Here is a 13,946-nt window from a genome sequence, read left to right as displayed (position 1 = left end):
ATGACGGCTGAAAGTGGGGATACGATACGATGATCAGACATGCCCGGCCTGCCGATCACCCAGCCATCCATGCCCTGAATCTGGCCGCCTTCCCGGGCGCAGCTGAGGCTGACCTGGTGGCGCGGCTACGCGCGGACGGGGACAGCGTGTTCGAGATGGTGGCGGAAGGCGAAGGTCAGATCATCGGCCACATTCTGTACAGCCGGCTCTGGGCCGACAGCGTGAACCTCTATCTGGCCTTGGCCCCCATGGCGGTGTCGCCGGACCAACAGAAACAGGGCATCGGTTCGGACCTCGTGCGGACCAGCCTGGAGTTCTGCAAGGAATGCGGCGCGCACGGGGTCCTGGTGCTCGGGCATCTCGACTACTACCCCCGCTTCGGCTTCTCAGCGGCGGCGGCGGCAAAGGTCAATTCCCCCTATGCAGGCTCACCGGCCTTCATGGCCCTGCCCTTGGAAGACGGTGCCTTCGATGCGCCTTTGACCCTGGCCTATCCCGATGGGTTCAACGGTCTCTAGTCGGGAGGTCCGACCGGCGACAAAGGCGCGCCGTTCAACTCGGCCTCCACCTGTGCCAGGCGCTCATTGATCAGGCGGACTTCCTCAGGGGTAGGCTGGCGGCGACTGGGTTGCAGAACGCCAGCGACCCTTGTCGCCGCCTCGCCAGCTCCCGGCTCTGCCACCTCATAGGTACGCACCTCGCCAGCCAGGGCCAAGGTCACCTGGCGGCCAGGGACAACCCCCTGCCCCCCTGTGTTGAACAGGCCCTGGGTGCGCGGGTCGACGCCCCCCAAAATTGCCACAGACAAAGCGGCCTCTCCGCCCCCATAGCGGCTGGTGAAAGCCGGCGGCTCACCCATGGGGCCGGTCCAGCGATAGAAGATGTGCGCACCGACCTTGGTCATCTTCACCAGGGTCGGGGCCCAGTAAGGCGCCACATAGTCGGCATGATAGTGGGTCGCCGATCCCACCCCGGTTTCCACAAAGCCCTGAAGAGCCTCCTGCGCCACCGCCTCCACCTGCCGCCAGAGCCAGGGCTCGGGGGCCCAGGTCAGGGAGCCATCACAGGTGAAGCTGAACTGGCAGCCCGTGTTGCGGGCTGAGCCCTGGAACACCACGCCACAGACGGAGTTGGGATAGGCCGGGTGGCGGACCCGGTTCAGCACCACCTGTGCCACCGCCCGCTGACCCGCCAGCGGCTCGCGGGCCGCTTCATAATAGATGGCCTGGCTCAGGCAGCGAAGCGCCTGGGCCTGGTCCTGGCGAGAGGCCCGAAGAATAAAGGGCTCCATGGGATTGATCGGCAGGTCGGCAAAGGGCTTGAGGGCGTTGATCTCCTGGGCCGCAAGGTCAAAGGCGGTCCCAAACCCCAGGGTCGGCAAAGTGGCGAGGTCATAGGTCTCCCATCCCCGCACCCGGCCCCAATAGTCGGTGCGGGGCGCTGGGTCGTGGCGCTGGGCCAGGGCCAGCATCGCCGGGTCCATATCGGCCGTCAGCCGGCGCAGCCCCGCCTCGGAAAAACTGCGCGCAACGGTGGCCAGCCCCTCCGGTCGACCTGCGTTCAGCGGCCGGTCATAGGTGGTCAGGCACCCCGCCAGGGTGAGGCTGGCAAAGACCAGGGCCAAAGAGCGAAGGGAAGCGATCAAAAAGACGTCCAGTGGTAGCGCAGACTCACGGCCCGCCGCAGCCCTGCTATAGGCGACAAGACGATGGCGAAAAAGCGGGTGCTTGCATCCCGCCGGCAAGGGTCTATATCTCTTTCCATAGCTTATGCTCTGTTTGAGCATATCAGAGGCGCCTAGCCCTACGCCCGCAGGCGCACTTTTTTGGGCCAGAGAAATGCTCACTTTGAGCATAAAGAGGACGCCATGGCCGACGGATTTGCCCCCCTCGCCTTCACCCCCGAGGTCGAAGCCGAGACCCAGGCACTTTGGGAGCGGGTCAAGAAGCACGTCACCCCGATGGAATGGCGCATTCAGGCTCCGCTGATCTCCGAGATCAACCGGATCAAGCGGGAAAAGAACGCCGTCATCCTGGCCCACAACTACATGACGCCCGAGATCTTTCACGGGGTCGGCGACTATGTGGGCGACAGCCTGGGCCTGGCCAAGGAGGCCGCCCGCTCTGATGCGGCCATCATCATCCAGGCCGGCGTGCACTTCATGGCCGAGACCTCCAAGATTCTGTCGCCGGACAAGCGCGTCCTGATCCCCGACCTGCGCGCCGGCTGCAGCCTCGCCTCGTCGATCACCGGCGATGACGTTCGCCTGATCAAGGCCCGCTATCCCGGCATTCCGGTGGTCACCTATGTGAACACCACCGCCGACGTGAAGGCCGAGACCGATGTCTGCTGCACCAGCGCCAACGCCGTCCAGGTGGTGGAGCATGTGGCACGGGAATGGGGCGTCGACCGGGTCATCCTCATTCCGGACGAGTTCCTGGCCCGCAATGTGGCGCGCCAGACCGACATCAAGATCATCGCCTGGCAGGGGCGCTGCGAAGTGCATGAGCGCTTCGAGGCCAAGGATATCCTGGAGCTGAAGGCTGCTCACCCGGGCGCCGAGGTCCTGGCCCATCCCGAATGCCCGGCCGAGGTGCTGGAAGTCTCGGACTTCGCCGGCTCCACCGCCGCGATGAACGATTACGTCCTGACCCGAAAGCCCAAGCAGGTGATCCTGATCACTGAATGCTCCATGGCTGACAATGTCGCTGTAGACGCGGTGGACACCGAGTTTCTCCGGCCCTGTAACCTGTGCCCGCACATGAAGCGGATCAGCCTGGAGAATATCTATGAGGCCCTGGTCAAGGAACAGTACGAGGTCACCGTCGATCCGGTGATCGCCGACCGCGCCCGACTGGCGGTGCAGCGGATGATCGATCTGCCGCCGCCGGCCATTCCGGCCCGCTATGACCTGGTCAAGGCCCGCCACCATGTGGATGTGGAGCTGATCTGATGGCCTTGCGCACCCAGCACGACGGCGTTCTCGTCGTCGGCGCGGGTTTGGCAGGGCTGTCGGCGGCCCTGGCCGCCGCGCCCCGCAAGACCCTGGTCCTGACCGGCGCGCCCCTGAACAGAGGCTGTTCCTCGGCCTGGGCGCAGGGCGGCATGGCTGCGGCCCTGTCTGACGAGGATGACGCGGCCCTCCACGCCGCTGACACCGTTGCGGCCGGCGCTGGTCTCGTCGACCCCGAGCGGGCCGCCCTTCTGGCCCGGGACGGTGCCGCCGCCGTCCGCCATCTGGCCCACCTGGGGGCCCCCTTTGACCGGGACGCTGCCGGAGCCTTTTCGCTTAGCCTGGAAGCCGCCCACAGCCGCGCGCGTGTGGCCCGGGTAAAGGGCGACCAGGCCGGCCGCGCCATCATGGCCGCTGTCACCGCCGCCACCCTGGCTGAGCGACATATCGAGGTGCGCTCAGGCTGCCGCCTGCGCGGTCTTCTTCAGGATGCTGAAGGCCGGGTTCGCGGGGTGGTCGTCGAACAGGGCGGACAGCTGCATGAGATCACCGCGCCGGCGGTCATTCTGGCCACGGGCGGTATTGGCGGGCTCTATGCCGTGACCACCACCCCGCCGGAACTACGCGGCGAGGGCCTGGGTCTGGCCGCCCGGGCCGGGGCGATGATCGCAGACCCGGAATTCGTCCAGTTCCACCCGACAGCCATAGACATTGGCCGTGACCCTGCGCCCTTGGCCACTGAAGCCTTGCGCGGGGAAGGTGCCCTGCTGATCAACAGTTCAGGCGAGGCCTTCATGGCCCACTATCACCCCGCCGCCGAACTGGCGCCCCGGGATGTGGTCGCCCGGGCCATTCACGCTGAACGGGCGGCCGGGCGGGGTGCCTTTTTGGACGCCCGCGCTGCGGTGGGCGACCACTTCCCCGAGGCCTTTCCGGCCGTGTTCGCCGCCTGTCTCTCCGGCGGCGTCGATCCCCGGGTCCAGCCGATCCCAGTGGCGCCTGCCTGCCACTATCACATGGGCGGCATTGTCACCGACGCAGACGGCGCCACCACCTTGGCTGGGCTCTATGCGGCAGGCGAGTGTGCGTCGACCGGGGTGCATGGGGCCAATCGACTGGCTTCCAACTCTCTGCTGGAAGCCGCCGTCTTCGGAACCCGCGCCGGTGCCGCTGCGCGGGAGGCCGCCGAAGTCCGCACCCGCATTCTCAGCATCGCCCCTGCGCCGGTGCTTCCTGACGCCCCGCTCTCGGGCCTTCGCATGGCCATGAGCGCCGAGGCCGGCGTGGTGCGCGACGCCCAGGGGCTCAACCGCCTGATCAGCCACATCGATGAACTGGAAGGGGCCTATGGGACCTGCGCCGACCTGACGGCCGCCCGCCTGACGGCCTGCAGCGCCCTGAACCGCAAGGAAAGCCTCGGCGCGCACTATCGCCTTGACGCCCCCGAGGCCCCGGCTGAACCCCGGCGGACCTTCCTGACCCTGAGCGGCCCCTCGGGTGGGTCCGTCTGCATCGCCGCCGAATGACTGAGCCCCTGCCCGACCTCCTTATTGAGCCCGTGGTTCGGGCCGCCCTGGCCGAAGACTTGGGCCGGGCCGGCGATGTGACGGCCATGGCCTGCATTGACGCCAATGCGCAGCTTTCGGTGGCCTTCTGCGCCCGCAAGCCAGGGGTGGCTGCTGGGATCGCCTGTGCTCGACTGGCCCTGATCGCCCTCGACCCCCAGGCCCGCTTCGAGCCCCTGGTGGCCGATGGCGCAAGGCTGGAGGCGGGCGCGGTCCTGGCCAGGGCAACCGGCAATGCCAGGGCCGTGCTGTCAGCTGAACGGACCGGCCTCAATCTGCTGGGCCGTCTCTGCGGGGTCGCTACCCTGACCCGGACCTATGTGGATGCCGTCGCTGGAACAGGGGCGACGATCGTCGACACACGCAAGACGACACCGGGCCTGCGCCACCTGGAAAAGTACGCCGTCCGCTGCGGCGGCGGGGTCAACCATCGGTTTGGTCTGGATGACGCCATCCTGATCAAGGACAACCACATTGCCGCCTGCGGCGGGGTGGCTGAGGCCGTTCGACGCGCCCGCGCCTTCGCCGGTCACCTGATGAACGTCGAGGTTGAGGTCGATGGTCTGGCCCAACTGGACGACGCCCTGCGTCACGGCCCCGACGTGGTGATGCTGGACAATTTTAGCCTGGACGACCTGCGCATCGCCGTGGCCGCCGCCAAGGGACGGGCAATTCTCGAGGCCTCAGGCGGCGTCAATCTCGACACGGTGCGGGCCATCGCCGAAACCGGGGTGGACGTAATCAGCGTCGGTGCCCTCACCCATTCCGCAGCAGCCCTGGACATCGGCCTCGACGCCATCTGATATCCCGGCGCCGTGCGATGCGGCGGGGGACGAGCATGTCGGGCGAACTGGCGATTCACCATCTGGGCGGCGGATTGGGACTGGGCCCCAATCCCTTTGGACGCGACGTGGCCAACCTGGCCCTCTATCGCGCCCTGGCCCGTTATGGCGGTTTTGAACGGCTGCATCTCCTGACCTCGGTGGAGACCCCGGTGGCAGCAATGGCCGAGGCCCTGCAGGGCGCCACGCCCCTCACCACACAGATTGAGACCGGATCCTTGCTGGAGATCGGGCGGGCGCGCCAGGCCGGGACCCTGTTCCGCGGCAAGGCCGACCTGGCGGAACTGGCCTGGGCAAGGCGGGGGTCCACCCACGACAACGCCTACAGCCTGGTGGGGCTGATCCACACCATTGCCCCGCCGACCACCCGAGAGGAGATCGCTCAGGCCAGCCTCGCCCCTGTGCAGCCCTGGGACGCCATCATCTGCACCTCGCCCGCGGTGCACGACTCCATTCGCACGATGTTCGAGGGCTGGACCGATTATCTGGGGGCACGCTTTGGCGGTGACCGACGGCCCATGCCGCAGTTGCCGATCCTGCCGCTGGGAGTCGAGTTGGACGAGATCGCCGCCAAGGCCGACCGCCCCGATGTTCGACACGCCGTCCGAGCCCGCCTGGGGCTGGAGGAGGAGGATGTGCTGGCCCTATGGGTTGGTCGCCTGTCCTTCTTCGAAAAGGCGACCCCCCAGGCGATGTTCCGCGCCGTAGAGGAAGCCGGTGAGCTCGCGGGTCGGCCGCTGCATTTCGCCCTGACGGGCTGGTTTCCCGACCCGGCGCACCGGGACTATTTCGAAGCGGTAGGCCAAGCCTATGCGCCACGTTCAACCATCCACTGGATCAATGGCAACGACCCGGTGAACCTGGGAGAGATGTGGGCGGCGGCCGATGTCTTCCTGTCCCTGGTCGACAACATCCAGGAGACCTTCGGTCTGGCGCCAGTAGAAGCCATGGCGGCAGGCTTGCCCGTCGTGGCCAGCGACTGGGACGGCTACCGATTCACGATCCGTCACGGCCAGGACGGGTTCCTGGCACCGACCATGTTCCCGTCTCCGGGTCCGCCGAGTATCCGACTGCTGCGTCGGCATCTCCTGCGCCTGGACTCCTATCAGGCCTATGCAGGACAGGCGGCGCAGTACACGGCGGTGGATGTAGGGGCTGCAGCCCGGGGGCTTGCGGACCTGGCCAGTTCCCGGGAACTCCGTCAGCGCATGGGGGCGGCCGGCCGGGCCCGGGTCCGCGAAATCTTTGACTGGAAACAGGTGGTGAAGGGCTACCGAGATCTGTTCGACCAACTGGCCGACCTGCGCCGCCAAGCGCCGCCCCAGGCACCGGGATTCCGGCTGAATCCCGTGCACGGCGATCCCTTCCTCGACCACAGGAGCTTTGCCAGCCTCAGCCTGACCGCCGACACCGAGGTCAGACTGCGGCCCGGCATAGACCCGGCGACCGACCAGGCCTTGGTCGGCGACATCAAGCTGGACGGCTATGCCGAGGGCTGGCGGGCCAGTCGTCTGGAGCTCCAGGGCCTGGCCATGGACCTGCAAGGGGGGGGCTGGTGCCGGGTCGGTGAGCTGGTGGCGCCCTACCCCTCAGACGTGCGGGCGCAGGTCACCTACGGCCTGGTCTGGCTCTGCAAGGCCGGGGTGCTGGACTGGCGCTAGAGCCCGGTCTCTGGGGGCTCAGAGGGCGCGGGCCTTCAGTCGCCGGGCGGCCTCCAGGGCGCCAGCCCGGCGATCGACCAGGGCGGCCGTCATCATGGCCTGCACCTGCTCGCGGATATGGGCTGGCGCCAGCTCAGGCCGCCCCCCTTCGAAAGGCGGGGCGGGGGCGTATTCGAGGCCCAGCTGCACCCGACGCGCGGCGTCCTCACCAAAGATCTCAGCGGCCGCCACCAGGGCGAAGTCGAGCCCGGCAGTAACCCCGCCGCCGGTGATCACATGCCCATCGCGGCACACCCGGCCCTCGTCGATCTCCACGTCAAACAGGGGGAGAAGCTCCCGCCAGGCCCAGTGACAGGCCGCGCGGCGGCCCTTCAACAAGCCTGCTGCGGCCAGGATCAATGAGCCGGTGCAGACCGAGGTCACATATCTGGCACCCTCCCCCAGCCGCTGCACCGAGGTCATGAAGGCCTCGTCCAGCATGGCCGCGGTCGTACCAAAGCCCCCGGGCACGCAAAGCACGTCGCAGTCCTTGATCTGCGCCAGGTCCGCCAGCCTGGTGAACACCAGACCGTCACCCTCGATATCCACCCCGCCCATGGAGGCGACGATGGTCTCCGCGCCGGGCAGACGGTTGAACACCTGGTGCGGCGCGGTGAAGTCGAGCTGGGTCACGCCAGGATAAAGCGGGAAAACGATGCGGCAGGTCTCAGTCATGGGTCGGGCTCCGGGGTTGACAGGGCCAGCATCACCCTATCAGGTCGTGGCTGAAATGACATTTTTCCCTCTAATTCTGCCATGACCGTCCGCCCCCTCACTGTGGTGATCTTCGACGACTTCCAGATCCTGGACGCCGCGGGCCCTATTGCCGCCTTCGAAATCGCCAGCCGTTTCGTGACCGACGGCTATGACCTGAAGGTGGTTGCCCCTGGGGCCGGGTGGGTCAAAAGCTCATCAGGGGCCGCCATGTTGGCCCAGGAGCTGGATGACCGGCCCCTGGACACCCTTCTGGTTGCTGGTGGCGACGGGACGCGGCCAGGGCGCCTGGATCCCAGGGTGGTGGCCTTGGTCGCCGCCGCCGCAGCGCGGGCAAGCCGGATCGTCAGCATCTGTTCGGGAGCCTTCATCCTGGCCGAGGCCGGACTGTTGAACGGACGGCGGGCCACCACCCACTGGAATCGGACCGCAGATTTCCGCCGGCGCTTTCCTCTGGTCCAGCTTCAGCCAGACCGGATTTATGTGCGCGACGGCCCTGTGTGGACATCGGCCGGCATCACGGCCGGCATCGACCTTGCCCTGGCGCTGATCGCTGAGGACCTGGGGGAGATCGTTGCCCGAGCTACAGCCCAGCACCTGGTCGCGCCTCGCCAGCGGCCAGGGGGACAGTCCCAGTTCTCCGGTCTGGTGGAGATGGGGGGTGCCACCGGCCGGTTTGCGGAGCTGCTGAACGGGGCGCGCCAAAGGCTGACGGATCGGCTAGGCGTTGAGGATCTGGCCCATGCCTGCGCCATGAGCCCCCGCAACTTTGCCCGGGCCTTTGTCCGCGACGTGGGCATGACCCCGGCCAAGGCCATCGAACACCTGCGGGTCCAGGCCGCCAGGGATCAGCTGGAGGCCGGGGCCAGCGTTGAACAGGCCGCCATGGCCGCAGGGTTCGGTGACGCTGAACGGCTCCGAAGGGCGATGCTGCGTAGCTTCGGACAGCCCCCCCAGGCCCTAAGGCGCACCGCAAGGGCTCAGGCTTAGGTGGGTCAGCCCACCTTGCCTGCAGCGGGCTTGGTCTGGGCGGAGATCTCCTCCGGCACCTTGGCGGCCGCCGGGGCGGCAACGGGCTTTGAGGCTGAGACCTTGGGGGCGGGGACCTTGACGACGGCGGGGGCCGAGGCCGGCTCCTGCGGCGGCTCGACAGGTCCGCCCATGCCCATGCTGACGCCCTGACCCGAGGTCGGAACCAGAGTGGCGGAGGTCAGGCGAATGTCGTTATCGGCCTCGCTCTGAGCACGCACGTCAGGCCCATCGCCTAGCTGAGCATAGACCGGCGCTTGGGTCTGCTCAGGTGTGATGTCCTCGGCATGGGCCAGCATGGTACCCCGGCCTGAATCCCGGCCATAGCGGTAGAACACATGCACGCCGATCTGGGTCACCCGAGTCAGACGTGGCCCCCAGGCCGGAGACACAGAGGTGGTGTGGAAGTGGGTGGCACGGCCCACCTCAGCCATCACTTCACCCGACAGCGCCCGGTGAGCGACCCGCTCGGCACGACGCCAGGCGGTGGGCTCGACCCGGGCCCGCATGGCCCCGTCGCAGGCAAAGCTGAACTGGCAGACTCGGCTGTTTGCGCCCTGGAAGACGACACCGCAGACGGTCTTGGGGAAGGCTGGATGACGGGCTCGGTTCAGCACCACCTGGGCCACGGCCGCCTGGCCGGCCGGGGTCTCGCCGCGGGCCTCGTAATAGACCGCCTGGGTCAGGCACTCCATGTCACGGGAGGCTTCCAGGGCTCCTCCGAGCCGGAAGGGTGCGGCTGGAACAGGCGAAGGGTTCAAGCTGGCGCGCAACAGCAGTGGTTGGCCAGAACCGCCCCCGCCCCGCTCCAGGCGCGCCACCAAGATCGCGCTCTGGCGGTCGCGTTCGGCGGCCCCGGCCACGGTGAAGGGATCATGCCGCCGGGCGACGCGCAGGACGCCAGGGTCCATCCGCGCAGCAGCGTCCTGTAACGCCGTCTCGGAGAAACCATCGGCCGCAGCCGCCGCCAACCGGGCAGCGCGGGCGTGGTCAGATGCAGCGCCGGCCATCCCGCCGGCCAAATAGGCGCCACCGAGCGCCAGTCCGACCGTGGAGCCGAGAACGGCGGCAACGGTCAGGGCACGCCAATCGGCGCGCACCCATTTTTCATTTTGCAAAACGTCCTGTCCTGTGCGGCGAGGGCGCATCGCCCCCCGACATCATCGCTTAGAGAACCCCCCGCCTCACTGCGGGTTGAAATCTCGAAAACGAAGCCCGTCCGCACTGTGTTCAATGGACGGGTCTACGACAAAGTGGCCTGCCTTATGACGGCTCCGTGAAGGATTCGCAAGGCGATATTGCGCCGCACCGCAGCGCGACTGTGAGAGCCCCCACGCCGACTGAAGGAACCTTGGTCTCTGCCAGCCGTTCATGCCTAACAACTCCTGGAGAAATCGACATGTCTAAGGTCCTTGGCGTCTGCGCCATTTCGGCGGCGCTTCTACTGGCGGCCTGTGGCCACAATGTGGAACAGCGGGCGGCGACTGGAGCCGTAGCCGGGGCTGTCGTGGGCGGGCCTGTGGGTGCCGCTGCAGGGGCTGCGGTCGGCACGGTGGTGAGCAAGTCCGTCGACCAGGACTGAGCCCATCGTGGACCAGTGGCAGAGGCCGCCACCTGGCTGATCCAGCCACACCGCCCCAGCGGCTAGTGCATCTGCATCATGCGGCGCTCCACCAGCGCGCCTATCCCCATCCCATCATCGGGATGGGGGGACGGAGCTATGCAACATCTGATCCTGGCGCTCGCAGTGCTGGCCTTGGCCTGCGCCATGGCCGTCAGCGGCGGCGGGTTATCCTGAGCGTGGGACCGCTGGCGCCGCGCCCCTTGCGGGCCTAACTTGGTGTCATGCCCCGTTCCAAATCTGCCCCGCCCTCCCCCGCCCCTTCGACTGCGGGACAAGCGCCTTCGGCCCCACCGCCGGGGGCCCCAGGCGTCGCCGACATGTCGGCCAGCTTTGACTATGACGACGCGGCCCTGCCCATGCTGTGGAAGCCCCACCGCCCGGCCCGCCCCGCCAAGTCCGAAGGCGGCCGACGCTTTAATCTGGTGTCCGACTACCAGCCGGCCGGCGACCAGCCGCAGGCGATCAAGGAGCTCGTGGCAGGCCTCGAAGGCCGCGAGCATGATCAGGTGCTGCTGGGCGTCACCGGTTCAGGCAAGACCTATACGATGGCCCAGGTCATCGCCGAGACCCAGCGCCCGGCCCTGATCCTGGCCCCCAACAAGACCCTCGCCGCCCAGCTCTATTCGGAGTTCAAAGCCTTCTTCCCGGACAACGCGGTCGAGTTCTTCGTGTCCTATTACGACTACTACCAGCCGGAGGCCTACGTCCCGCGTACCGACACCTACATCGAGAAGGACTCCTCGATTAACGAGCAGATCGACCGGATGCGCCACTCGGCCACCCGGGCGATCCTGGAGCGGGACGACGTGATCGTCGTGGCCTCAGTGTCCTGCATCTATGGCATCGGCTCGGTGGAGACCTACACCGCCATGACCTTCACCCTGGCGCCGGGTGAGCGGATCGATGAGAAGCAGCTGATGGCGGACCTCGTGGCCCTTCAGTACAAGCGCAACGATCAGGCCTTTGAGCGCGGAACCTTCCGCCGCCGGGGCGACACCATCGAGATCTTCCCGGCCCACTACGAGGATCGCGCCTGGCGGGTCAGCCTGTTCGGTGACGAGGTGGAGACCATTGTCGAGTTCGATCCCCTGACTGGCAAGAAGACCGCCGACCTGGACGGGATCAAGATCTACGCCAATAGCCACCACGTGACCCCGCGCCCGACGCTCAATCAGGCGGTTCTGCAGATCAAGGCCGAGCTCAAGGAACGGCTCGACTGGATGGTGGCCAATGGCAAGCTGCTGGAAGCCCAGCGGCTGGAGCAGCGCACCACCTTCGACATCGAGATGATCCAGGCCACCGGCTCCTGCGCCGGTATCGAGAACTACAGCCGCTATCTGTCGGGGCGCCAACCGGGCGAACCGCCCCCCACCTTCTTCGAATACATCCCCGAGAACGCGCTCCTGTTCGTGGACGAGAGCCACCAGGCTGTGCCGCAGATCGGCGGCATGTATCGCGGGGACTACCGGCGAAAGTTCACCCTGGCCGAATACGGCTTCCGCCTGCCCTCCTGCCTCGACAACCGCCCGCTCAAGTTCGAGGAATGGGACGCCATGCGGCCCGACACCGTCCATGTGTCGGCCACACCAGGCACCTGGGAGATGGAGCGCACCGGCGGGGTCTTTGTCGAACAGGTGATCCGGCCCACCGGCCTCATCGACCCCCCCGTGGAAGTCCGCCCGGTCTCCAAGGACGGCTTCTCCCAGGTGGACGACGTGATCGACGAGGTCCGACAGACTATCGCCCAGGGCTATCGCGGCCTGATCACCGTGCTCACCAAGAAGATGGCTGAGGACCTGACGGAGTACATGCACGAGCAGGGCCTGAAGGTCCGCTACATGCACTCCGACATCGACACCATTGAGCGCATCGAGATCATCCGCGATCTTCGGCTGGGCGTCTTCGACGTGCTGGTGGGGATCAACCTGCTGCGGGAGGGTCTCGACATCCCGGAGGTCGGGCTGGTGGCCATCCTGGACGCCGACAAGGAGGGTTTCCTCCGCTCGGAGACCTCCCTGATCCAGACCATCGGCCGGGCGGCGCGCAATATCGACGGCCGGGTGATCCTCTATGCCGATCGGATCACCGGCTCCATGGAACGCGCCATGGCCGAGACCCAGCGAAGGCGCGAGCGGCAGGAGGCCTACAACACCGCCCACGGCATCACGCCCGAGAGCGTGAAGAGCCAGATCAAGGAAATCCTCGCCAGCGGCTATGAGAAGGACCGCCCCCTGGTCCGCACCGAACTCGCCGAAGAGGCCAGGCCCTTCATGGGCGACAACTTCAAGGCCACCCTGCGCGACCTGGAAGGTCGCATGCGGCAAGCCGCCGCCGACCTGGAGTTCGAGACCGCCGCCCGCCTGCGCGACGAGATCAAGCGCCTGAAGCTCATGGACCTGGAATTCGCCATCGAAGTCCTCACCGGCGAAGGCGAAACCGTCGACCGCTCAGCGGTCAAGCGGGTGAAGGCCGAGGCGAGAGCCGAGGCCCAGGAGCGGTTCCGGAAGGGACGGCTGTAGGGGCTGAGACCTCACCCCACCAGATCGCGGTACTCGGGGCTGCGCTTGAGCCAGGCTGCGGCATAGCTGCAGATGGGGGTGATCTTCAGGCCATGGTCCTTGGCATCCTGGGCCAGGGCGGCCATCAGCCGGCCGGCGGCACCGGTGCCCCGCAGGGCCGCAGGGCTTTCCACATGATCGATGAAGAGGCGCTCGCCCTGAAGCCGGTAGTCGGCCCAGGAGGTCTGGCCCTGTTCCTCCAGCTCGTAGCGTGACGCGGCGGTGTTGTTTCGAAGTTCGCTCATCATGACCTCTACAACGGACAGAATGGGGTTTTGATCCTGGCCAAGGCTGGGACATGATGACCGGGCCCAGGGCGTCAGGCTAGGGCGTTAAGGCGAGGCGGTAGTCCCGATGCGCAGGCTTTCAATGACCGCAGCCCTTGGGCTGTCGTGCCTGGCCCTGGCGGGCTGCAACCGCAATGAGGCCGGTTCTGACGCTGAAGCGCCGGCCCCGGTCGCCGGCCAAGAGACCCCCCTACCTGGCCAGACGGCCACGCCGGCCGCGCCTGCCCGCCGGGCGGGTCTGTGGGAGCAGCGCCTCTCCACCGAAGGGATCGTCCAGGTCACCCGCATCTGCATCGATGACGCCCTCGAGGCGCGACTGAGCTGGTGGGGTCAACCGACGACCCAGGAGTCCTGCGAGAAAAATCTGGTCACCCGGCGCACGGACGGGGATTGGCAGTTCTCCTCGGTGTGCGACATGGGCGCTGGCGGCAAGACCACCACCTCCGGCGTGGCCAGCGGCGATTTCTCCAGCCGCTACGTGATCACCGCCGAGAGCTCGACCGTGGGGGCCGCCGCTCCGCAGATGAACGGGACCCGGAGCGTCAATATCGAGGCGGTGTGGCAGGGGGCCTGTCCCGAAGGGTTCCGCCCCGGCGACATGGAGTTGCCCGGGGGCATCCGCATGAACCTGCTGGACATGGCCGGCACCGTCGCCGGCGAAAACTAGCCGATCC

The 13,946-nt window shown here is 67.2% G+C and carries 13 protein-coding genes; 9 read left to right on the top strand and 4 right to left on the bottom strand.

Annotated features, from left to right (window positions below; all coding sequences use genetic code 11):
* Positions 1–29 precede the first annotated feature (29 nt).
* Entirely contained in the window at positions 30–518 is a 489-nt protein-coding gene (locus MH112_RS05795; RefSeq protein ID WP_296565123.1) for an N-acetyltransferase, read from the top strand.
* Here the strand turns inward: MH112_RS05795 and MH112_RS05790 are convergent.
* Positions 515–1,645, bottom strand: a complete 1,131-nt coding sequence (locus MH112_RS05790) for a cell wall hydrolase (RefSeq protein WP_296565120.1) — start codon at positions 1,643–1,645, stop codon at positions 515–517. The two genes, MH112_RS05795 and MH112_RS05790, sit on opposite strands and share 4 nt — an antisense overlap.
* 222 nt (positions 1,646–1,867) lie before the next feature.
* On the opposite strand from MH112_RS05790, the gene nadA reads away from it, so the two are divergent.
* Genes nadA through MH112_RS05770 form a run of 4 tightly spaced genes read left to right on the top strand, consistent with a single transcriptional unit; the run spans position 1,868 to position 7,021 of the window.
* Complete coding sequence (nadA, locus tag MH112_RS05785; protein WP_296565116.1) at positions 1,868–2,953, top strand: quinolinate synthase NadA; 1,086 nt, start codon at positions 1,868–1,870, stop codon at positions 2,951–2,953.
* Positions 2,953–4,479 (top strand): L-aspartate oxidase, encoded by a 1,527-nt coding sequence (locus tag MH112_RS05780; protein ID WP_296565112.1) that lies wholly within the window; start codon positions 2,953–2,955, stop codon positions 4,477–4,479. The genes nadA and MH112_RS05780 overlap by 1 nt, the downstream gene beginning before the upstream one ends.
* Positions 4,476–5,321: a carboxylating nicotinate-nucleotide diphosphorylase gene (gene nadC / locus MH112_RS05775; protein WP_296565109.1), complete on the top strand. Its 846-nt coding sequence runs from the start codon at positions 4,476–4,478 to the stop codon at positions 5,319–5,321. Before MH112_RS05780 ends, nadC begins: the two co-directional genes overlap by 4 nt.
* A 35-nt stretch (positions 5,322–5,356) precedes the next feature.
* Positions 5,357–7,021, top strand: a complete 1,665-nt coding sequence (locus MH112_RS05770) for a glycosyltransferase family 4 protein (protein WP_296565106.1) — start codon at positions 5,357–5,359, stop codon at positions 7,019–7,021.
* An 18-nt stretch (positions 7,022–7,039) separates the two neighbouring features.
* Here the strand turns inward: MH112_RS05770 and MH112_RS05765 are convergent, their stop codons facing one another.
* Entirely contained in the window at positions 7,040–7,735 is a 696-nt protein-coding gene (locus MH112_RS05765; protein ID WP_296565103.1) for a DJ-1/PfpI family protein, read from the bottom strand.
* 81 nt (positions 7,736–7,816) lie between these two features.
* Between MH112_RS05765 and MH112_RS05760 the strand changes: the two genes are divergently transcribed.
* Positions 7,817–8,764, top strand: a complete 948-nt coding sequence (locus tag MH112_RS05760; RefSeq protein ID WP_296565100.1) for a DJ-1/PfpI family protein — start codon at positions 7,817–7,819, stop codon at positions 8,762–8,764.
* A 5-nt stretch (positions 8,765–8,769) separates the two neighbouring features.
* On the opposite strand, the gene MH112_RS05755 is transcribed toward MH112_RS05760, so the two are convergent.
* Positions 8,770–9,903, bottom strand: coding sequence for a cell wall hydrolase (locus tag MH112_RS05755; RefSeq protein WP_296565096.1), 1,134 nt, complete (start codon positions 9,901–9,903; stop codon positions 8,770–8,772).
* Positions 9,904–10,202: 299 nt separating this feature from the next.
* On the opposite strand from MH112_RS05755, the gene MH112_RS05750 reads away from it, so the two are divergent.
* Both MH112_RS05750 and uvrB read left to right on the top strand, forming a co-directional pair.
* Positions 10,203–10,385, top strand: a complete 183-nt coding sequence (locus MH112_RS05750) for a hypothetical protein (protein WP_296565095.1) — start codon at positions 10,203–10,205, stop codon at positions 10,383–10,385.
* Positions 10,386–10,744: 359 nt separating this feature from the next.
* Positions 10,745–12,946, top strand: a complete 2,202-nt coding sequence (gene uvrB / locus MH112_RS05745) for an excinuclease ABC subunit UvrB (RefSeq protein ID WP_296565094.1) — start codon at positions 10,745–10,747, stop codon at positions 12,944–12,946.
* A gap of 11 nt (positions 12,947–12,957) precedes the next feature.
* Here the strand turns inward: uvrB and MH112_RS05740 are convergent, their stop codons facing one another.
* Positions 12,958–13,230 carry a GNAT family N-acetyltransferase gene (locus MH112_RS05740; protein ID WP_296565093.1) on the bottom strand — a complete coding sequence of 91 codons (273 nt, stop codon included), beginning with the start codon at positions 13,228–13,230 and terminating at the stop codon, positions 12,958–12,960.
* Positions 13,231–13,354: 124 nt separating this feature from the next.
* Between MH112_RS05740 and MH112_RS05735 the strand changes: the two genes are divergently transcribed.
* The gene (locus MH112_RS05735; RefSeq protein WP_296565091.1) at positions 13,355–13,939 is read left to right on the top strand and encodes a DUF3617 family protein; all 585 of its coding nucleotides are present in this window, start codon (positions 13,355–13,357) and stop codon (positions 13,937–13,939) included.
* Positions 13,940–13,946: the final 7 nt, after the last annotated feature.

This window comes from Phenylobacterium sp. (assembly GCF_022402485.1).
Taxonomy (GTDB): Bacteria; Pseudomonadota; Alphaproteobacteria; order Caulobacterales; family Caulobacteraceae; genus Phenylobacterium.
Note: the sequence above shows the minus strand (reverse complement) of the source record. Positions and strands in the feature narration are given on the sequence as shown.